At 67.9% G+C, this 19,176-nt stretch carries 19 protein-coding genes; 10 read left to right on the top strand and 9 right to left on the bottom strand.

The genetic code is table 11. The features are described from left to right. Positions 1 to 158 precede the first annotated feature (158 nt). Positions 159 to 1,487 carry an MFS transporter gene (locus tag AC1RU4_RS21575; RefSeq protein WP_492893201.1) on the bottom strand — a complete coding sequence of 443 codons (1,329 nt, stop codon included), beginning with the start codon at positions 1,485 to 1,487 and terminating at the stop codon, positions 159 to 161. A 190-nt stretch (positions 1,488 to 1,677) separates the two neighbouring features. Between AC1RU4_RS21575 and cyoA the strand changes: the two genes are divergently transcribed. The 8 genes from cyoA to AC1RU4_RS21615 all read left to right on the top strand — a co-directional run bounded on the left by cyoA (position 1,678) and on the right by AC1RU4_RS21615 (position 9,712). Beyond that, a complete protein-coding gene (gene cyoA, locus AC1RU4_RS21580) occupies positions 1,678 to 2,865 on the top strand; it encodes a ubiquinol oxidase subunit II (protein ID WP_492893202.1) in 1,188 nt (395 codons plus the stop codon). Positions 2,866 to 2,873: 8 nt separating this feature from the next. After that, entirely contained in the window at positions 2,874 to 4,886 is a 2,013-nt protein-coding gene (cyoB, locus tag AC1RU4_RS21585) for a cytochrome o ubiquinol oxidase subunit I (protein ID WP_492893203.1), read from the top strand. Positions 4,887 to 4,897: 11 nt separating this feature from the next. Further along, positions 4,898 to 5,524 (top strand): cytochrome o ubiquinol oxidase subunit III, encoded by a 627-nt coding sequence (cyoC, locus tag AC1RU4_RS21590; protein WP_492893242.1) that lies wholly within the window; start codon positions 4,898 to 4,900, stop codon positions 5,522 to 5,524. Continuing rightward, entirely contained in the window at positions 5,521 to 5,937 is a 417-nt protein-coding gene (gene cyoD / locus AC1RU4_RS21595) for a cytochrome o ubiquinol oxidase subunit IV (RefSeq protein WP_492893204.1), read from the top strand. Before cyoC ends, cyoD begins: the two co-directional genes overlap by 4 nt. After that, positions 5,934 to 6,821 (top strand): SURF1 family protein, encoded by an 888-nt coding sequence (locus AC1RU4_RS21600; RefSeq protein WP_492893205.1) that lies wholly within the window; start codon positions 5,934 to 5,936, stop codon positions 6,819 to 6,821. Before cyoD ends, AC1RU4_RS21600 begins: the two co-directional genes overlap by 4 nt. Beyond that, positions 6,818 to 8,089: an ATP-binding protein gene (locus AC1RU4_RS21605; RefSeq protein ID WP_492893206.1), complete on the top strand. Its 1,272-nt coding sequence runs from the start codon at positions 6,818 to 6,820 to the stop codon at positions 8,087 to 8,089. Before AC1RU4_RS21600 ends, AC1RU4_RS21605 begins: the two co-directional genes overlap by 4 nt. A gap of 14 nt (positions 8,090 to 8,103) precedes the next feature. Next, a complete protein-coding gene (locus tag AC1RU4_RS21610) occupies positions 8,104 to 8,634 on the top strand; it encodes a response regulator transcription factor (RefSeq protein WP_492893207.1) in 531 nt (176 codons plus the stop codon). A gap of 118 nt (positions 8,635 to 8,752) precedes the next feature. After that, the gene (locus AC1RU4_RS21615; RefSeq protein WP_492893208.1) at positions 8,753 to 9,712 is read left to right on the top strand and encodes a LysR substrate-binding domain-containing protein; all 960 of its coding nucleotides are present in this window, start codon (positions 8,753 to 8,755) and stop codon (positions 9,710 to 9,712) included. A gap of 3 nt (positions 9,713 to 9,715) precedes the next feature. Here AC1RU4_RS21615 and AC1RU4_RS21620 read toward each other — a convergent pair whose 3' ends face one another. The 8 genes from AC1RU4_RS21620 to AC1RU4_RS21655 all read right to left on the bottom strand — a co-directional run bounded on the left by AC1RU4_RS21620 (position 9,716) and on the right by AC1RU4_RS21655 (position 17,378). Continuing rightward, on the bottom strand, positions 9,716 to 10,231 hold the full coding sequence (locus AC1RU4_RS21620) for a gluconokinase (protein WP_492893209.1): 516 nt from the start codon (positions 10,229 to 10,231) through the stop codon (positions 9,716 to 9,718). 10 nt (positions 10,232 to 10,241) lie between these two features. Beyond that, on the bottom strand, positions 10,242 to 11,522 hold the full coding sequence (locus AC1RU4_RS21625; protein ID WP_492893243.1) for a TRAP transporter large permease: 1,281 nt from the start codon (positions 11,520 to 11,522) through the stop codon (positions 10,242 to 10,244). After that, positions 11,522 to 12,157, bottom strand: a complete 636-nt coding sequence (locus AC1RU4_RS21630) for a TRAP transporter small permease (RefSeq protein WP_492893210.1) — start codon at positions 12,155 to 12,157, stop codon at positions 11,522 to 11,524. Before AC1RU4_RS21630 ends, AC1RU4_RS21625 begins: the two co-directional genes overlap by 1 nt. A 71-nt stretch (positions 12,158 to 12,228) precedes the next feature. After that, complete coding sequence (locus AC1RU4_RS21635) at positions 12,229 to 13,224, bottom strand: DctP family TRAP transporter solute-binding subunit (protein WP_492893211.1); 996 nt, start codon at positions 13,222 to 13,224, stop codon at positions 12,229 to 12,231. Positions 13,225 to 13,321: 97 nt separating this feature from the next. Next, positions 13,322 to 14,227 (bottom strand): NAD(P)-dependent oxidoreductase, encoded by a 906-nt coding sequence (locus AC1RU4_RS21640; RefSeq protein ID WP_492893212.1) that lies wholly within the window; start codon positions 14,225 to 14,227, stop codon positions 13,322 to 13,324. Between the two features lie 26 nt (positions 14,228 to 14,253). Beyond that, positions 14,254 to 14,565, bottom strand: a complete 312-nt coding sequence (locus AC1RU4_RS21645; RefSeq protein WP_492893213.1) for a putative quinol monooxygenase — start codon at positions 14,563 to 14,565, stop codon at positions 14,254 to 14,256. Positions 14,566 to 14,619: 54 nt separating this feature from the next. Next, on the bottom strand, positions 14,620 to 15,981 hold the full coding sequence (locus AC1RU4_RS21650; RefSeq protein WP_492893214.1) for an NAD(P)H-dependent oxidoreductase: 1,362 nt from the start codon (positions 15,979 to 15,981) through the stop codon (positions 14,620 to 14,622). Between the two features lie 368 nt (positions 15,982 to 16,349). Then, a complete protein-coding gene (locus AC1RU4_RS21655; RefSeq protein ID WP_492893215.1) occupies positions 16,350 to 17,378 on the bottom strand; it encodes an AraC family transcriptional regulator in 1,029 nt (342 codons plus the stop codon). Positions 17,379 to 17,498: 120 nt separating this feature from the next. On the opposite strand from AC1RU4_RS21655, the gene AC1RU4_RS21660 reads away from it, so the two are divergent. Both AC1RU4_RS21660 and AC1RU4_RS21665 read left to right on the top strand, forming a co-directional pair. Beyond that, positions 17,499 to 18,959, top strand: a complete 1,461-nt coding sequence (locus AC1RU4_RS21660; protein ID WP_492893216.1) for an APC family permease — start codon at positions 17,499 to 17,501, stop codon at positions 18,957 to 18,959. Then, positions 18,956 to 19,165 (top strand): hypothetical protein, encoded by a 210-nt coding sequence (locus AC1RU4_RS21665; RefSeq protein ID WP_492893217.1) that lies wholly within the window; start codon positions 18,956 to 18,958, stop codon positions 19,163 to 19,165. The genes AC1RU4_RS21660 and AC1RU4_RS21665 overlap by 4 nt, the downstream gene beginning before the upstream one ends. Positions 19,166 to 19,176 lie beyond the last annotated feature (11 nt).

The raw sequence follows: 19,176 nt of genomic DNA on the forward strand, positions 1-19,176 counted from the left end.
CATGGGCGCCGCGGCGGGCGGCGCGGCATCGGCCGGCGGGCCCACAGCCCGGCGGGGCCGAGCCGGGTCGCTGAAAAGAAAAACGCGCCGACCGGCTTGCGGCGCAAGCGGATCGGCGCGTTTCCGGGAAGCCGGCGGATTGGGCGGAGGCGGTCGGTTCAGCCGGACGTCGCCATTTCCAGCCGCTTGTTGAAGCGCAGCGCCAGCAGCGTGCACACCGCGCCGGAGAGCAGGTAGGCGCCGGCGGCGAGCAGGCCGAAATGGCTGGACAGCAGCAGCGCGGCCAGCGGCGCGAAGCCGGCGCCGAACAGCCAGGCGAAATCATTGGTCAGCGCCGAGGCGGTGTAGCGGTATTTCGGGGCGAAATTCGAGGCGACGACGCCCGAGGACTGGCCGAAGGAAATGCCGAGCAGGGTGAAGGCGAGGATCATGAACACCGCCTCGCCGATGAAGCCGCCGTTCAGCAGCTGCGGGGCGAAGCCGCTGAACACCGCGATCGCCACCGCCGAGCCGCCGAGCAGGTTGCGCCGGCCGATCTTGTCGGCCACCACGCCGGAGGCAAACACCGCGGCAAGGCCGCAGAAGGCGGCGATCGCCTCGATCAGCAGGAAGCGCGTCGGCCCTTCCGAGGTGAACAGGAACACCCAGGACAGCGGGAACACCGTGACCATGTGGAACAGCGCGAAGGTGGCGAGCGGCGCGAAGGCGCCGACGACGATGCCCTTGCCCTCGGCGCGCAGCGTCTCGCTCACCGGCGCCGGCTGCAGGTCGCCGCGCTCGAACAGCTCGACATATTCCGGCGTCACCGCCATGCGCAGGCGGGCGAACAGCGCCACCACGTTGATGGCGAAGGCGACGAAGAACGGATAGCGCCAGCCCCAGCTGAAGAAATCCGCCGAGGACAGGTTGCCGATGAAGAAGGCGAACAGCGCGCTCGCCACGATGAGGCCGATCGGCGCGCCGAGCTGCGGCAGCGCGGCATACCAGCCGCGGCGCTGTTCCGGCGCGTTGATGGCGAGCAGCGGCGCCAGCCCGTCCCAGGTGCCGCCCCAGGCGAGGCCCTGGCCGATGCGCAGCGCCGCCAGCAGCCAGATCACCGCCGCCCCGATCCGGTCGTAGCTGGGCAGGAAGGCGATCGCCACCGTCGAGGTGCCGAGCAGGAACAGGGCGATGGTCAGCTTGGCGCTGCGCCCGTGCCGGCGATCAATCGCCATGAACAGCGCGGTGCCGAACGGCCGCGCGATGAAGGCGAGCGCGAAGATGCCGAAGGAATACAGCGTGCCGGTGAGCGGATCGACATAGGGGAAGACCAGCTTCGGGAACACCACCACCGAGGCGATGGCGTAGACGAAGAAGTCGAAGAATTCCGACGCCCGGCCGATGACGACGCCGACCGCGATCTCGCCGGGGTCCACCTGTTCGGGCTGGTGGCCGTCGGCGTGAATGTGCCGCGCGTCGCGTTCAAGGGTCGACGTGGGTAGCGCCATCGTTCTCACTCAAATCAGAACCGGATAGGATAGGTGGTAACGTCCCGGGCGCTTGAGGCTACCCGATCCGCATGATGCCGTTTATTGCGTGCGATGCAGCAAGCCGGCATTGGACAAATTGTCCAATAGCCGCTTTGCTGCACCGCAGCTAACCGTTCGCCTTCTGGCAAGAACCATAGCAGGTTTTCCATTGCGCCGCCTCCATCTCATCGTCCTGCTCCCGTTGATGGCCGCGCTCGGCGGCTGCAAATTCGAGGTGCTGGCCCCGACCGGCGATATCGCAGCGCAACAGCGCGATCTCTTGGTGGTCTCCACGCTGCTGATGCTGCTGATCATCATCCCGGTGATGGCGCTGACGATATTCTTCGCCTGGAAGTACCGGCAGTCCAACACGGGAGCGACCTACGAGCCGGACTGGCACCACTCCACCCAGCTGGAACTGGTGATCTGGTCGGCGCCGCTGCTGATCATCATCTGCCTCGGCGCGCTGACCTGGATGGGCACGCATCTGCTCGATCCCTACCGCCCGCTGGACCGCATCGCCAGCGGTACGGTGCTGCCGGCCGATGACAAGCCGCTCGAGGTCCAGGTCGTCGCGCTCGATTGGAAATGGCTGTTCATCTATCCCGAGGAAGGCGTCGCCACCGTCAACGAACTAGCGGTGCCGGTCGACCGGCCGATCCATTTCCGCATCACCTCGTCATCGGTGATGAACGCCTTCTACGTTCCCACGCTCGCCGGCATGATCTACGCCATGCCGGCCATGGAGACGCAGTTGCACGCGGTGGCCAACCAGCGCACCGAATCGCGCGGCTTCTCCGCCAATTACAGTGGCGCCGGCTTCTCCAAGATGTTCTTCGCCTTCAAGGCGATGTCCGATTCCGAGTTCACCGCCTGGGTTCGCGAGGCCAAGGAGAGCCCCGACCCGCTCAGCCGCCAGACCTATCTCGACCTCGAAAAGCCGAGCGAGGCGGTGCCGGCGACCTTCTTCAGCGAAATCGACCCGACGCTGTTCGACGCCATCCTCAACATGTGCGTCGAGCCGGGCAAGATGTGCATGCGCGAGATGATGGCCATCGACGCCAGGGGCGGCGCCGGCAAGGAAAGCGCCACCGCCAACGTACTGCCGCTGACCTATGACAAGCACGCGCGGCGCGGCACGGTGTTCGGCGGCAAGCCGTCCTACGTGGTCGGCATCTGCACGCCGGAAGAGCTCGCCACCGCGCTGACCCTCTCGGCCGCACCGGCGCGCGCCGGCGAATCCGGCCCGATCCTCGGCGCCGGCCTGCCCATGCCGACACTGTCGCCGGCCTTCACGCCGATCCTTCTGCCGTCGAGCGAGGCCGTCAGCGGCCCGCGCCGGCCCTCCAACTCCTGACGGGCCCCATGAACGAATCTCCCGTGATCGAACCGAACTTCCTGCTGGGCCGCCTCACCCTGGAGGCGATTCCCTATCATGAGCCGATCCTGGTCGGGACCTTCGCCGTGGTCGCGCTGGGCGGCATCGCGCTGCTGGGCGCCCTCACCTATTTCCGGCTGTGGGGCTATCTGTGGCGCGAATGGTTCACCTCGGTGGACCACAAGAAGATCGGCGTCATGTACATGGTGCTCGGCATCATCATGCTGCTGCGCGGCTTCTCCGACGCCATCATGATGCGCCTGCAGCAGGTCTGGGCCTTCGGCGGCAGCGAGGGCTACCTGCCGCCGCATCACTACGACCAGGTGTTCACCGCCCATGGCGTGATCATGATCTTCTTCGTGGCGATGCCGCTGGTCACCGGCCTGATGAACTTCGTGGTGCCGCTGCAGATCGGCGCCCGCGACGTGTCCTTCCCGTTCCTGAACAATTTCTCGTTCTGGATGACGGTGAGCGGCGCGCTGCTGGTGATGACCTCGCTGTTCGTCGGCGAATTCGCCAAGACCGGCTGGCTCGCCTACCCGCCGCTGTCGGGCATCGGCTACAGTCCCTATGTCGGCGTCGACTATTACATATGGGGGCTGCAGGTCGCCGGCGTCGGGACGCTGCTGTCGGGCGTCAACCTGATATGCACCATCGTGAAGATGCGCGCCCCCGGCATGACCATGATGAAGATGCCGATCTTCACCTGGACCGCGCTCTGCACCAACGTGCTCATCGTGGCGGTCTTCCCGGTGCTGACCGCCACCCTGCTGCTGCTGTCGCTCGACCGCTATCTCGGCTTCAACTTCTTCACGAACGACTTCGGGGGCAACCCGATGATGTACGTGAACCTGATCTGGATCTGGGGCCACCCGGAGGTCTACATCCTGATCCTGCCGGCCTTCGGCATCTTCTCCGAGGTGACCTCCACCTTCTCCGGCAAGAAGCTGTTCGGCTACACCTCGATGGTCTACGCCACCGTGGTGATCACCATCCTGTCCTACCTGGTGTGGCTGCACCACTTCTTCACCATGGGCTCGGGCGCCAGCGTGAACTCGTTCTTCGGGATCACCACCATGATCATCTCGATCCCGACGGGCGCGAAGATGTTCAACTGGCTGTTCACCATGTATCGCGGCCGCATCCGGTTCGAGCTGCCGATGATGTACACGATGGCCTTCATGCTGACCTTCGTGATCGGCGGCATGACCGGCGTGCTGCTGGCGGTGCCGCCGGCCGACTTCATCCTGCACAACAGCCTGTTCCTGGTCGCGCATTTCCATAACGTCATCATCGGCGGCGTGGTGTTCGGCCTGTTTGCCGGCATCGCCTTCTGGTTCCCCAAGGCGTTCGGCTTCCGGCTCGACCCGTTCTGGGGCAAGATGTCGTTCTGGTTCTGGGTGGTGGGCTTCTACTTCGCCTTCCTGCCGCTTTATGTGCTCGGCCTGATGGGCGTGACCCGCCGCCTGCGCGTGTTCGACGACCCCTCGCTGCACATCTGGTTCATCATCGCCGCCTTCGGCGCCTTCCTGATCGCACTCGGCATCGCCTCGTTCCTGATCCAGATCGCCGTCAGCATCAAGAACCGCGACAAGCTGCGCGACACCACCGGCGACCCGTGGAACGCCCGCACGCTGGAATGGGCGACCTCCTCGCCGCCGCCGGCCTATAATTTCGCCTTCACGCCGGTGATCCACGACAGCGACGCCTGGTGGGACATGAAGGCGCGCGGCTATGTGCGTCCGCTCGGCGGCTTCAAGCCCATCCACATGCCGCGCAACAGCGGTACCGGCCCGATCCTCGCCGGCATCAGCTTCGTGCTCGGCTTCGCGCTGATCTGGTACATCTGGTGGCTGGCCGCGCTCGCCTTCATCGCGCTGCTCGCCGTCGCGATCCACCACACCTTCAACTACAACCGCGACTTCGACATCCCCGCCGACGAGGTCGTCCGCACCGAGGAGGAGCGGACCCGCCTCCTCGTCGCGCAGGTGAACGCATGAACACGACCGTGATGACCCAAGGCGCGGCTTCCCTCTCCGAGGCGCCCGTCTTCTACGAAGTCGACGAGCACCCGCATCCCGAGGGCCACAGCACCGCGCTGGGCTTCTGGATCTACCTGATGAGCGACTGCCTCATCTTCGCGGTGCTGTTCGCCACCTTCGGCGTGCTCGGCAGCAATTTCGCCGCCGGCCCCGGCCCGCGCGACCTGTTCGACCTGCCGCTGGTGGCGCTCAACACCTCCATGCTGCTGCTGTCCTCCATCACCTACGGCTTCGCCATGCTGGCGATGGAGAAGGACCGCCGCGCCCAGACCCAGCTCTGGCTGGTGATCACCGGCCTGTTCGGCCTCGCCTTCCTGTCGATCGAGCTCTACGAGTTCCACCACATGATCGCCGAGGGCGCCGGCCCGCAGCGCAGCGCCTTCCTCTCGGCCTTCTTCACGCTGGTCGGCACCCACGGCCTGCACGTCACCTTCGGCATCGTCTGGCTGGTGACGCTGATGGTGCAGGTGCACCAGCGCGGGCTGGTCGCCGCCAATCGCCGCCGGCTGATGTGCCTTTCCATGTTCTGGCACTTCCTCGACGTGGTGTGGATCGGCGTGTTCACCTTCGTCTATCTGATGGGAATGCTGCGATGAGCGCGACTACCCCGACCGCCGTCACGCCCACCGCCGCCATTCCCGACCCGCATGGGCATGGCGGTCACGACACCCATGATTCCGGCGAGGCGCATGGCTCGCTGCGCAGCTACATGACCGGCTTCATCCTGTCGGTCATCCTCACCGCCATTCCGTTCTGGCTGGTGATGAGCGGCGTGCTCGGAAGCGCCACGCTGACCGCCGCGGCGATCATGGCGTTCGCGGTGGTGCAGATCGTGGTGCACATGATCTACTTCCTGCACATGAACGTGCGCTCGGAAGGCGGCTGGAGCATGCTGGCGCTGGTGTTCACCATCATCATCGTGGTGATCGCGCTCGCCGGCTCGTTCTGGGTCATGTACCACCTCAACACCAACATGATGCCCGGCCACGACATGAGGCAGATGCTGTGATCTCGCCGCCGGCCAAGGCCGGCGCGGCAGCGTCCCATGCGGCCAAGGCCGGCGGGGCAGCGTCCCATGCGGCCAAGGCCGGCGCGGCACCGTCCCATGCGGCCAAGGCTGGCGCGGCAGCGTCCCCCACGGCCGGGGCCGGCGGAGAGCCGTCTCCGGCAAAGGCCCGCCGCCCGGCGCGGACGGCGCTGATCCTGGCCTGCGCCGTGCTGGTCGCCGGCTTCTCGGCCCTCGGCATCTGGCAGCTGAAGCGCCTCGCCTGGAAGCTCGACCTGATCGAGCGGGTGGAGACGCGCATCCATGCCGATCCGGTGGCCGCGCCGCGGCCCGCCGCCTTCTCGCCCGCGGACGAATACCGCCGCGTGCGGCTCGACGGCCGCTTCCTCAACGACCGCGAAACCCTGGTGCAGGCGGTCACCGAGCTCGGCGGCGGCTTCTGGGTGGTGACGCCCTTCGTCACCGGCGACGGCGTCACCATATTGGTCAATCGCGGCTTCGTCCCGCCCGAGCGCCGCGATCCCGCGAGCCGCGCCGCCGGGCTGGTCGATGGACCGACGACGCTGGTCGGCCTCCTCCGCCTCGCCGAGCCCGGCGGCGGTTTCCTGCGTGCCAACGACCCCGCCGGCGGGCGCTGGTTCTCCCGCGACGTCGCCGCCATCGCCGCCGCGCGCGACCTTGGCCCGGTCGCCCCCTATTTCGTCGATGCCGACGCCACGGCCAATGAAGGCGGCTTTCCCGTCGGCGGCCTCACCGTGGTGCGGTTTTCCAACAACCATCTCGTCTATGCGCTGACCTGGTTCGCGCTTGCCGGCATGAGCGCGGCGGCGCTCCGGGTGCTGTGGCGCCGGCCGGGCATGGAAGCGTCGGGAGCCGGCACCTCGTGAGTACGGCGATCGGCGACAGCGCCAACAAGAAGAACCTGTTCCTGCTGGTGCAGCTGCGCTGGCTGGCGGTGGTCGGCCAGATCGTCACCGTCCTCGTGGTGCAATACGGGCTCGGCATCGAATTGCCGCTTCGCGAGATGGGCGCGGTGCTCGGCTTCCTGGTGGTGCTCAACCTCGCCAGCCTGCTCTATCACTCCCGGCGGGTGGCCATCACCAATACCGAGCTGTTCCTCGAACTGTTGCTCGACGCCGCCGCGCTGACCATCCAGCTCTATCTCGCCGGCGGTGCCGCCAATCCCTTCATCTCGCTCTACCTGCTGCAGGTGGCGCTCGCCGCGGTGCTGCTGCAGAGCTGGTCGGCCTGGGTGCTGGCGAGCGTGGTGACCGGCTGCTTCGTGGCGATGATGTGGAAGTTCCGGCCGCTGCCGCTGTCGGAAGCGCTGCATGGCGACCTGTTCAGCCTGCATATCAGCGGCACCTTCATCTGCTTCGTCCTCGCCGCCATGCTGCTGGTGCTGTTCATCACCCGCATCGGCCGCAACCTGCGCGACAGCGACGCAAGGCTCGCGGCGCTGCGCCAGCAATCGGCGGAAGAGGACCATATCGTGCGCATGGGCCTGCTCGCCTCCGGCGCGGCGCATGAGCTCGGCACCCCGCTGGCCACGCTCTCGGTGATCCTCAGCGACTGGCGGCGGATGAAGCTGTTCACCGACAATCCCGACCTCGCCGGGGAGATCGCCGAGATGCAGCGCGAGCTGGAGCGCTGCAAGGCGATCGTCTCCGGCATCCTGATGTCCTCCGGCGAGGCGCGCGGCGAGGGCACGATGCGCACCACCGCCGCCGCCTTCTTCGACGAGCTGATGGCGGAATGGCAGGCCAGCCGCTCGCCGCAACGCCTCGACTATGACCGGGCGTTCGACGAGGACGAGGCGATCATCTCCGACATCGCGCTGAAGCAGGTCATCTTCAACCTGCTCGACAATGCGCTGGAGGCCTCGCCCGGCTGGGTGGGCGTGTCGATCCGGCGACACGACAACGTGATCCGGCTGGAGGTGCGCGACCGCGGACCCGGCTTTACCAAGGAAATGCTCGCCGCGTTCGGTACCCCCTATCGCTCGAGCAAGGGTCGGGCGGGAGGCGGGCTCGGGCTTTTCCTGGTCGTGAACGTGGTCCGCAAGCTCGGCGGCGGCGTAGAGGCGGCGAACGAGGCGCAGGGCGCCCGCGTGACGCTCACGCTGCCGCTGGAATCGCTTTCGGTCGAAGCATGAGTCGAGGCACAGACATGGACGAGAAGCTGCTGCTGATCGTCGAGGACGACGCCGCCTTCGCCAAGGCGCTGCACCGCTCCTTCGAGCGCCGGGGTTATGTCGTGCGCATCAGCCAGAGCGTGGAAGGCGTCGAGGCGGCGCTGGAGGGCGCGTCGCCCGGCTATGCGGTGGTCGACCTCAAGCTCGCCGGCGGCTCCGGGCTCGAATGCGTGAAGATGCTGCACGCCGGCGATCCCGCGATGAAGATCGTGGTGCTCACCGGCTTCGCCAGCATCGCCACCGCCGTGGAGGCGATCAAACTCGGCGCCTGCCACTACCTCGCTAAACCGGCCAATACCGACGACATCGAGGCGGCCTTCGAGCGCGCCGACGGCGATTCATCGATCGCGGTGGCGGCACGTCCGACCTCGCTGAAGACGCTGGAATGGGAGTGCATCCACGAGACGCTGGTCGATACCGATTTCAACATATCCGAGACCGCCCGGCGGCTCGGGCTGCACCGGCGCACGCTGGCCCGCAAGCTGGAGAAAAAGCCGCTGCCGTGAGCCTCGCGGGGTAGCGGGCCGCATCGGCCGGTTCCCCGCACCGGACGCGATTGCTGCGGGCGCCCGCCCGCTCCTATGATGCCCGCCGCGGGAAACCTCCCCGAACCGACGGTGTGCGATGCAGCTCCCGATCCGCGCCATCCTCGTCTTCCACACCGTCGCCCGCCTCGGCAGCATCTCCAAGGCGGCGGAGGAGCTGGCCGTCACCCCCTCGGCGGTGAGCCAGCAGGTGCAGGCGCTGGAAGTGCAGCTCGGCCTCGCCCTGATGAGCAAGGTGGGGCGCCGCGTGGTGCTCACCGAGGCCGGCGAGCGCTATTTCGCCACCATCACCGACGAGATGGAGCGCATCGCCGAGGCGACCAACCTGATCCGCGGCTATCGCTCGGTCACCACCCTCACGGTGCGCGCCACCCCGACCCTGTCCAATAAATGGCTGCTGCCGCGGCTCGGCGCCTTTCTCGACCGCCATCCCGATCTCGAGGTGCGCCTCGACGGCACCAACGAGCCGACCGCCTTCAAGCGCGAGGTGGTGGATGTCGAGATCCGCCACGGCGACGGCCGCTGGCCCGGCCTGTTCGTCGAGGGCATGGCGGAGGAGGATTTCCTGCCCGCCTGCTCACCCGACTATGCGCCGCCGGAGAGCCTCGCCGCCGCCGAGCTGCCGCGCTTCCGGCTGATCCACTCGGTGAAGTCGCAGGCGCAATGGCCGCGCTGGTTCGCGCTTGCCGGCGTCCCGTCGGCGGAGCGCTGGGCGCGGGTGCTGTTCGACCGCAGCCACATGGCGATCGACGCCGCAGCCGGCGGCATGGGCATCGCGCTGGAAAGCACGCTGATGATGGAGCGCGAGCTGGAGACCGGCCGCCTGATCTGCCCGGTCGCCGATCCGCCGCCCATCCGCCTGGTGACGCAGTGGATCGTCTGCCCGCACGAGCATCTGCGCCAGCGCAAGGTTCGGCTGTTTCTCGACTGGCTGCGCGCCGAGCGGGCCGGATGGGAGGCCCGCCGCCGCAACGCCCGCGCCACCGCCGAGGCGATGGCCCAGCGCGCCGGCGCCCGCAGGCCCGCGCCGGCCGACTGACGCTCAGGCCGGGAAATTCTCCGTCGCCAGATCGCGCAGCGCCGCGGCGACGATGGCGTCGAGGCCCAGCGTCAGCGACACCGTGACCGCGCCCTCCTCGGCCTCGGGCGGCTCCAGCGTCGCCAGCTGGCTGTCGAGCAGCGTGATGCCGGCGAAATGGCCGGGCCGCGCGCGCAGGCGCTCGGCGATCAGCTCGCGCGGCCCGTCGAGGAACACGAAGCGCACGCCGGCGAGCCGTTCGCGCAGGAAGTCGCGATAGGCGCGGCGCAGCGCCGAGCAGGCGATCACCACCGGCCGGCGCGGCTCCAGATTCGCCGCCGCGCACACCGCCTCCAGCCAGGGCCAGCGCTGGGCGTCGGTGAGCCCGACGCCCCGGCTCATCAGCGCGACATTCTCCGGGCCGTGCAGGAGGTCGGCCTCGATGAAGGCGGCACCGAGGGCGCCGGCGAGCTGTTCGGCGATGGCGCTCTTGCCGGCGCCCGACACGCCCATCACCACCACGAAATCCGGCAACGCCATCGGCAATTCCTCAATAGAGCCCGAGCAGGTGCAGCGGCCCGAGCGTGAGCACCGGGAACAGCACCAGCGCGAAGATCGCCAGCGTCAGCACCGTCATCGGCGCCAGCGAGCCCTTCACCACTTCGTCCACACTCATGCCAGAGACCTGCGCCGCAGCAAAGAGGCAGACCCCCACCGGCGGCGTGACGAGGCCGAGGGTGAGCGTCATCACCGTGACGATCAGGAAGTGGATCGGGTCGATGCCGAGCGCCGCCACCGGCGGCATCAGCACCGGGATGAGGATGAACATCGCCGGGATCGCCTCCATGAAGATGCCGATCAGCAGCAGGAAGACGAAGATCACCAGCAGGCCGGAGGTCGGCCCGAGATTCATCCCGGCGAGCAGCCCGGTCAGCTTTTCCGGCAGCCCCTCATAGGTGAACACCCAGGCGGCGATCTGCGAGGTGGCGGCGATGAACAGGATGGTTCCCGAGATGCGCGCCGTCGAGACCAGGATCTCCGGCACCTCGGCGAGCGGAATGGTGCGGTAGACCACCACGCCGAGCATCAGCACATACATCACCGCGATCGCCGCCGCCTCGGTCGGGGTGAACACCCCCGAGGCGATGCCGATGACCAGGATCAGCGGGGTCAGCATCGGCAGGATGGCGCGCAGCCCGGTGACGACCACCAGGCGCAGGTTGAACGGCGAGGGCGGATTATAGCCGTAGCGTATCGAATAGAAGTGGTTGAACACCATGAAGGCGAAGGCGATGAACAGGCCCGGCACCAGGCCGGCGACCAGCAGCGTGCCGATCGACACGTTGGCGATGGAGCCGGCGATGACGATCAGGATCGAGGGCGGGATGATCGAGGACAGCGTGGCGGTGCACAGCGTCATGCCCACCGCATAGCCCTTGGGGAAGCCGTGGCGCTCCATCGCCTTGATCTCGATGGCGCCGACCGAGGCGATGTCGGCTACCGAGGAGCCGGAGACGCCGGAGAAGATCACCGAGGACAGCACGTTCACATGGCCGAGCCCGCCCGGCATCCAGCCGACCATGGATTCGGCGAAGTCGAAGATGCGCTCGGCGACCCGTCCGCGCTCCATCACCGCGCCGACCAGGATGAACAGCGGCACCGCCACCAGCAGGAACGAGTTCATCGAGGAGAACATCGTCTGGGTGAGCAGGTCGAGCGGCATCGGCGTGAACATCAGCAGCGTCGCGACGCCGGCGAGACCGAGGCCGATGGCGAGCGGCACGCCGAGCGCGCTCAGCACGCAGAAGATGGTGAAGAGGATGACGCTCATCATTGGTAGTGCGCTCCCGTGACGGTGTGGCCGCCGGTGACGTGATGACCGCCGGTCATCGAGACGTCGGCATGGACGATCTCGTCCGGCGGCAGGCCCATTTCCGGCAGCGCGATCAGGTCGCGCCGGCGGCGCAGCGAATCGATGATGGCGAGGATGGCGATGGCCGAGGAGACCGGCATGACGAGGCCGACCGCCCACATCGGCAGCGGCAGCGTCGCCGCTTCCTCGTTCATCATGATCTGCTGCTGGACGAGGGTGATGCCGGTCCAGCCCACCAGCAGGAAGAAGCCGACCGAGAACACGACATAGATCGGCACGGCGATGCGCCGCGACAGGTTCGGCAGCATGGCGAGGAACACCACCACGCGGGCGCTCTCCACCGTGCGGAACCCTGCCGCGAGGCCGAGGAACACCATCCAGATGAACAGGAAGCGCACCGCTTCCTCGGTCCACGGAAGCGGATAGCCGATAAGCCGGCTCACCACCTGCATCAGCACCACGACGAGGATGCCGCCGCAGGCAAGGCCCGCCGCATAGTCGGCGACCACCTCGACCAGCCGGCCGAGCGAGAAGCCGCGGGGAGCCGTATCGGACCGAGACGTATCGGCCGGGGGCGTATCGGGCGAGGACATGAGAACACCACGTATCCGCGAAGGGGGGAGCGGCGGCCACCGGGCCGCCGCCGGGGTTCGGCTCGCCCGCGTCAGCTCTTGCCGGCGAAGGAGGTGGTACGCTGGAAGAAGGACGGATCCTTCACCAGTCCCTCGAACACCGGGTAGAGGCTCTTCGACACCGCGACGAAGCCGGCACGCTGCTCCTGGGTCAGCACGTTGGTCTTCATCCCGTTCTTCTCCAGCAGCGCGATGGAGGCGGCGATGTCGGCGGCGTCGTTCTTCGCCTTCCAGTCCTCGGTCTCCTTCGCCGCCTCGGCAAGCGCGGCCTTGTACTTGTCCGGCAGCGCCTGGTAGCGGCGCGGGTTCATGCCGAGCACCCAGGCGTCGGCGATGTGGTTGGAGATGGTGAGGTATTTCTGCACCTCGTAGAGGCGGGCGCTCACCGGCACGTTGACCGGGTTCTCCTGCCCGTCGACCACGCCGAGCTGCAGCGCGTTATAGACCTCGGCAAAGGCCATCGGCGTCGGGGCCGCGCCCATGGCGCCGAAGAACTTCACCCAGAGCGGGTTGTTCGGCACCCGCAGCTTCATGCCCTTGAGGTCGTCCGGCGAGGCGATCGGCCGCTTGGAATTGGTGATCTGCCGCAGCGGGCGCGACCACAGGTCGAGGCCGACAATGCCGATCTTGGAGAGATCGCCGCGCAATTCCTCGCCGAGCTCGCTGTCGAGATAGGCGCGCAGCTGGTCGACATTGTCGAACAGGTAGGGCACCGCGATGGCGGTGAACTTCGGATTGAAGGTCGAGTAGAGCGAGGTGGCGTTGAGCAGCATGTCGAGCGAGCCGCCCGCCAGCTGCTTCACGCCGGCCGCCGGGTCGCCGCCATACAGGGTACCGTTGGCGAACACCTTGATCTCGAGTTCGCCATTGGTCTTCTGCTTCACCACTTCGGCGAAATGCTTGGCGGCGAGGGTGATTTCCGACGTGTCGGCGTCCGGCGTGGACAGAGTGAGCGTCTCGGCGCCGGCGGGAACCGCGAGGGCGAGCGAGGCGGCGACCAGGAGGCCGCGGATCGAGAAGGCGTTCATGTCGTTTCCTCCGTAACGGGATTCTATGTCCCGGTTTTCAGACGTTGCTTGAGGGTATGAGGCGTCGGCGCGGGCCTTCGCCGGCGGCTTGAGAGTGTCAGGCGTCGGCGCGGGCCTCCGCCGGCTGGTTGGCGCGGCGCATCTCGACGAGAACCGCGCTGTGATCGAGGTCGCCGCCGCCATGGTCGACGAGGCGCTGGAACAGCAGGTCGACCGCGGCGGCGACCGGCAAGGTGAGGCCGTGCGAACGGGCGAAGCGCAGCGCCGTCGACGTGTCCTTCACCTGGTACTTGGCCGGGCCGCCCGGCGTGAAGTCGCTCCTCACCATGCGCTCGCCATGCTGGCGCAGCACGGCGGAATCGGCGAAGCCGCCGAGCAGCGCCTCGCGCACCCGCGCCGGATCCGCGCCGCCGCGCTCGGCGAGCAGCAGCGCTTCCGCCACCGCGCAGATATTCGAGGCGACGATCAGCTGGTTGGCGAGCTTGGCGAGTTCGCCCGACCCCGCCGGCCCGACATGGGTGACGCGGCCGAGCGGTTCGAACAGCGGGGCGAGATCGGCGACCGTGCGGGCCTCGCCGCCGGCCATGATGGCAAGCGTGCCTTCGCGCGCACCGCTCTCGCCGCCGGAGACCGGGGCGTCGAGGTAGCGCAGCCCGCGCCGGGCGCAGGCATCGGCCTGGGCGCGGGCGGTCTCGACCGGGATCGAGCTCATCACCACCAGCGCCGCGCCGGTGCGCATGGCGGCGATGCCTCCCTCCGGCCCGCCGAGCACGGCATCGCAGACCGGGCCGGAGGAGAGCATGCACACCACCGCATCGGCGCCGGAAGCCGCTGCCTTGGCCGAGGGCGCGATCTCGACGCCGTCGGCGGCGAGCGCCTCCGACTTCGAGGCCGTGCGGTTCCAGGCGCGCACCGCAAAGCCGGCGCGGGCGAGGCGGCGGGCCATGTGGCCGCCCATGATACCGGTGCCGATGAAGCCGATCTGGCGGAGCGTGGCCTGCATGGTGATCTCTCCCCTTGGGTCGGTCGTCACGGATGCTGCCGCGCGCCGAAGCGCACCGGCCGTTCCTCGACGATCAGCGACGGAAACGCCTCGCGGAACCGTGCCAGATGCGGCGTTTCCAGATGGGCGTCGAAGGCGGCGCGACTGTCATAGACCTCGTAGAACAGGACGCTGTCCTCGCCCTGCGGTATCACCACGTCGAACTGGCGGCAGCCCGGCTCGTCGGCGAGCGAGTGGCTGGCGTCGTCCTTGGCGGCGGCGAGGAAGGCGGCCAGCGCGCCGGGCTTCACCCGGAATTCGGCGATGACGACGAAGGGCTCGCCTTTGGCTTGGGTCATGTCGTGCTCCTCATCGAAGGCTGGGGCGGCAGACGCGCCGCCCCAGCCTTATTATCACTCGGCGGCTACGCTGGTGCCGGGCCGGAAGCGGTCTTCCATCTCGCGGCGCAGCTTCACCACGTCGAGATCGGCGGTGAGCTCGACATCGTCGACGCTGACGATCTGGTCCTTCCTGATCGGCCGCTTCAGCTTGACATTGTGCGCGAGGCCGATCGGCAGCGCCCGGAGATCGAGGCTGCGCGTCGCCGGAATGGCATTGGCCCACACCGCATAGCCGCCCTCGCCGTCCAGCATCTCGCCGGGCTGCATGTCCTTCTTGGCGGTGGCGACGGCATCGCCGCGGAACTCCCTGGAGCAGCCGGTCGGCTCGTTGCGCAGGCAGGCCGAGAGCACGCTCACCGAGGTTTCCAGCCCGATGATGTGGAAGGGCCGCCACATCGAGGCGTACCAGCCCGACGGATCGGTGAGCAGGCCATATTGCTTGAAGCAGGCGCGGGCATATTCGTTATGCGCCTTGAAGGTGACGAACACGCCGTAGCGGATGTTGTTGTAGACCTCGCGCCCGTCCGGCTCCTGGCTGGCGGCGATGTCGACGAGGCCGGAGCGCGCCATGCGCCCGCCATCCGCCGCCGGGCGGAACACCTTGGCGAGGTCGTGCAGGCCGGCCGGCGGGAAGGTGAGGCCGTCATCGGGGCAATCGAGGCCGGTGCCGTTGGCGACCGCCGCCATCTCGATCGCCGCCTTGGTGCCGTCGGTGAAGGAATTGTACATCTTGGGATTGAAGTCACCGGCCTTCACCTCCTCCTCGGTCCAGCCGAAGAAGCCCCACACGGTATCGGGCGTCGAATAGCGGTAGCGCGGCTCGAAATTCATGCCCTTGCCGGCGGCGGTGATCTCGAAGCCGGTGGCGCGCGCCCAGTCGACCAGTTCGCAGATCAGCGCCGGCTGGTCGCCATAGGCCATGGAATAGATGACGCCCTTCTTACGGGCGCGCTCGGCGAGGATCGGGCCGACCATGACGTCGGCTTCGACATTCACCATCACCACGTGCTTGCCGGCGTCGATGGCGGCGAGCGCGTGGCGGGTGCCGGCGATGGGATGGCCGGTGGCCTCGATGACGCATTCGATCTCGTCGCAGGCCAGCATCGCCGCCACGTCGTCGGTGACGAAGGTCTTGCCGGTCTTCACCGCGTCGCCGGCGCTGGTCGCCGTATAACGCTCCGCCGCCCAGCCGACGCGGGCCAGCGATTCACGCGCCTTGCCGACATTGAGGTCGGCGATGGCGACGATCTGCAGTCCCTCGATGCGCTGCGCCTGCGCGAGCACCATCGAGCCGAATTTGCCGGCGCCGATCAGGCCGGCCCGGACCGGACGGCCCTTGGAGGCGCGGGCTTGAAGCAAGGTCGAGAGATTCATCGTGCGATCCTCAGATGCGGTCCTGTTGTCACTGGCGTCCGGCCGGGGTCGGCGCGGGCCATGGGGTCGCGCCGGCGCGGCAACCCGTTCGGGAGGCGGCGCATGAGGCGTCGATCACGGCCACGCGCGGCCGTGGGGCCGGCGTCGGGGACGGTGCGGGTTGGTTCGAAGCGGCGTTTGTCCTCCGCCCTGAACCGCGGGATGTCCCCGGGGCTCTCGGCGCGGCAGCGATCTGTCGTGCTGCTCGACACGGACCATAGGACCGGACGTCCGTTAGTTCCATTTAGAAAGTCAGTCCGACTTGTTAGCCTGACTTAACGATCACGAGCAGGCCGGCCGCGTGGCCGCCCGCATGGCGCGCCGCGCCTTCAGGAGCCGGCGCGGCGGGCCCAGGACTTGCGGGCACGCCAGAACACCGTGCTGTCGGCATAGCCCAGCGTCTCGGCCAGCCTCGATTTCGGCGTCGCCGCACCGGCGAGCTGATACTCGGCGATGCTCTGCCGATGCTCGCGCACCAGCTCGCGCAGCGAGGCGCCCTCCTGCGCCAGCCGGCGCTGCAGGGTGCGCGGCGGCAGGCCGAGCTCGCGGGCGATGTCGGCGAGATTGATCGGCTTGTGGCCGAGATAGATGCCGATCAGCGCCCGCACCTGTTCCTTGATGCCGGGCGGATGACCGGTGCGCGCGGCAAGGTCGGCGATGTGCCGCTCCAGGATGGCGATAAGGTCCTGGTCCTCGCGGTGATAGACGCGGGTCGCATCCGCCAGCGCCACCACGAGGCGATTGGCCGGCTGGTCGAACAGCAGCGGACAGCGGAAGATGCGCCTGAGGGCAGCGGCATCGGGCGGGGAGCCATGCTCGAAATGCACCTCGACCGGATTCCAGCCGGCGCCGAAGGAGCTGCGTACCATCTGGCAGGAGGCGGCGAGGGTGTATTCGCTGTCCTGCCGGCGCGGCCACAGCGTCGGATCGGTCAGCCGGTAGCTCCAGTGCAGGAACTCGCCCTCCTCGGCGAGGCCGATATCGGTGGCGCCCTGCACCACGTTCATGAATTTCGCCATGCGCTGGAAAGCGGCCTTCAGCGTCGCCGACAGCGAGAACAACATGCCCATCGGCCCGATATCGGCCGGGCGGAATTCGGCGCCGAGCCGGGCACCGAAGGTCGGATCGCCGGTGTGAAGCGCGGCGTCCTCGAATACGGCGATGTAGCGCGCCATCGGCACCAGCGCGTAGGGATCCGCCAATTGCGAGCGCAGAATGCCGTGGCCGGCGAGCAGCATGTCGGTCTTGCCGCTCACACGGTCCAGTTGCTGCACCACGCTGAGGAGAACAGAGGCGCGGATTGCAGCGATTTCAGGCACGCGGCGGTTCAAATTCAATGCATCTGCCCCCTTCGCCATCTCCCGTGCCGTCGCTGGCGCGATTTATCGAATTCTAGGCATGTCAAGCAATTCAGGGACCATCGGCATCCCGATATTCCTCTCAGGAAATAAATCGTCACCATCACCGAGGGGTCCAACATGTCCGTGAATGACGCAGTGCCCATGGCGGCCTCCGACCGCGCGGCATCCGACCGCCTGGCGAGGAATTCCATCGGGCTCGCCCATATCGTGTTCTTCGTCGTCGCGGCCGCCGCGCCGCTGACCGCGGTGGTCGGCGCCTCGCCCGCCGCCTTCGCCTTTGGCAACGGCGCCGGGGTGCCGGGCGCCTTCGTGCTGGCCGGCCTGCTCTATCTGGTGTTCTCGGTGGGCTTCGCGGCGATGAGCCGGCATATCGGCGGCGCCGGGGCCTTCTACACCTATATCGCCCAGGGCCTCGGCCGGCCCGCCGGAGTGGGCGGGGCGATGATGGCGCTGGTCACCTACAGCGCGGTACAGATCGCGGTCTACGCGCTGTTCGGAGTCTTCGTCGCCGGCGCGCTCGCCCCGTTCGGCATCGCCCTGCCCTGGTGGGTCTGGGCCTTCGTGGCGCTGCTGGTGGTGATGGTGTGCGGCCAGCGCAACATCGCCTTTTCCGGCGCCATTCTCGGCGTGTGCATGGTGGCGGAGATCGCCATCCTGCTGCTGCTCGACATCGGCATCCTGCTGCATGGCGGCGGGCCGGAGGGCATCGGCTTTTCCTCCTTCGCCCCGTCCTCGGTGTTCGCCCCCGGCCTCGGCGTGGCGCTGGTGTTCGTGATCGGCTCCTTCATCGGCTTCGAGGCCACCGCCATCTTCGGCGAGGAGGCGGAGAAACCGGAGAAGACCATTCCGCGCGCCACCTATGTGGCGGTGCTGCTGATCACCCTGTTCTACGCCTTCTCGACCTGGGCGGCGGTGCAGTTCTACGGCCCCTCGCAGGTGCAGGCCGTCGCCGAGAAGGGACTGGAGAGCTTCTATTTCAACGCCGCCGGCGCGGTGCTCGGCGACTGGTCGGTGCAGGTGATGAGCCTGCTGCTGATCACCAGCCTGTTCGCCTGCATCCTGTCGTTCCACAACACGCTGAACCGCTATTTCTTCGCGCTGGGCCGCGAGGGGCTGGCGCTGCGCGCGCTCGGCACGGTGCACGAGACGCACGGCTCGCCGCATATCGCCGGCTATGTGCAGAGCGCCACGGCGGCGGCCGTGCTCACCGGCTTCATCGCCGGCGGCGCCGATCCCTATACCGTGGTGTTCTCCTTCATGTCGGCGCTCGCCGTCATCGGCATCCTCGCCGTGCAGGTGCTGGTCTCCATCGCGGTGATCCGCTTCTTCCGCCGCACGCCGACCCGCCACGGCGTCTGGACCACGACCATCGCCCCGGCGCTCGGCCTGGCCGGCCTCATCGGCGCGCTGGCGCTCGTCATCTCCAACCTCGCCCTGCTCACCGGCAGCGAGAGCGCCATCGTCGCCGCCTTCCCCTATGGCATGGCGCTTGTCGGGGTGGCTGGCGCACTATTTGCGCTGGCGATCAAGCGCCGCCGCCCGGACCTCTACGCCACGCTTGGAACGGTGTTCGAATGACCATGCTCGCCCTTCCCTTCCCGAACCGCCGGGCGGCCAGCATGCTGCTGCCTGCTCTCGCCATCCTCCTCGCCCTCGCGGCGGCGAGCGAGGCGCACCTCATCTGCTCGATCTTCTGCATCCACGGGCACGACGCCATGGCGTCCGCTCACACGCCGTCGGCCTTCATGCCGGGCCCGATCTGCGGCCAAGCCCTCACGCCGTGAACGGCTCCCTT

The sequence above is a fragment of the Ancylobacter sp. GW821-FHT10E12 genome, from assembly GCF_058809335.1.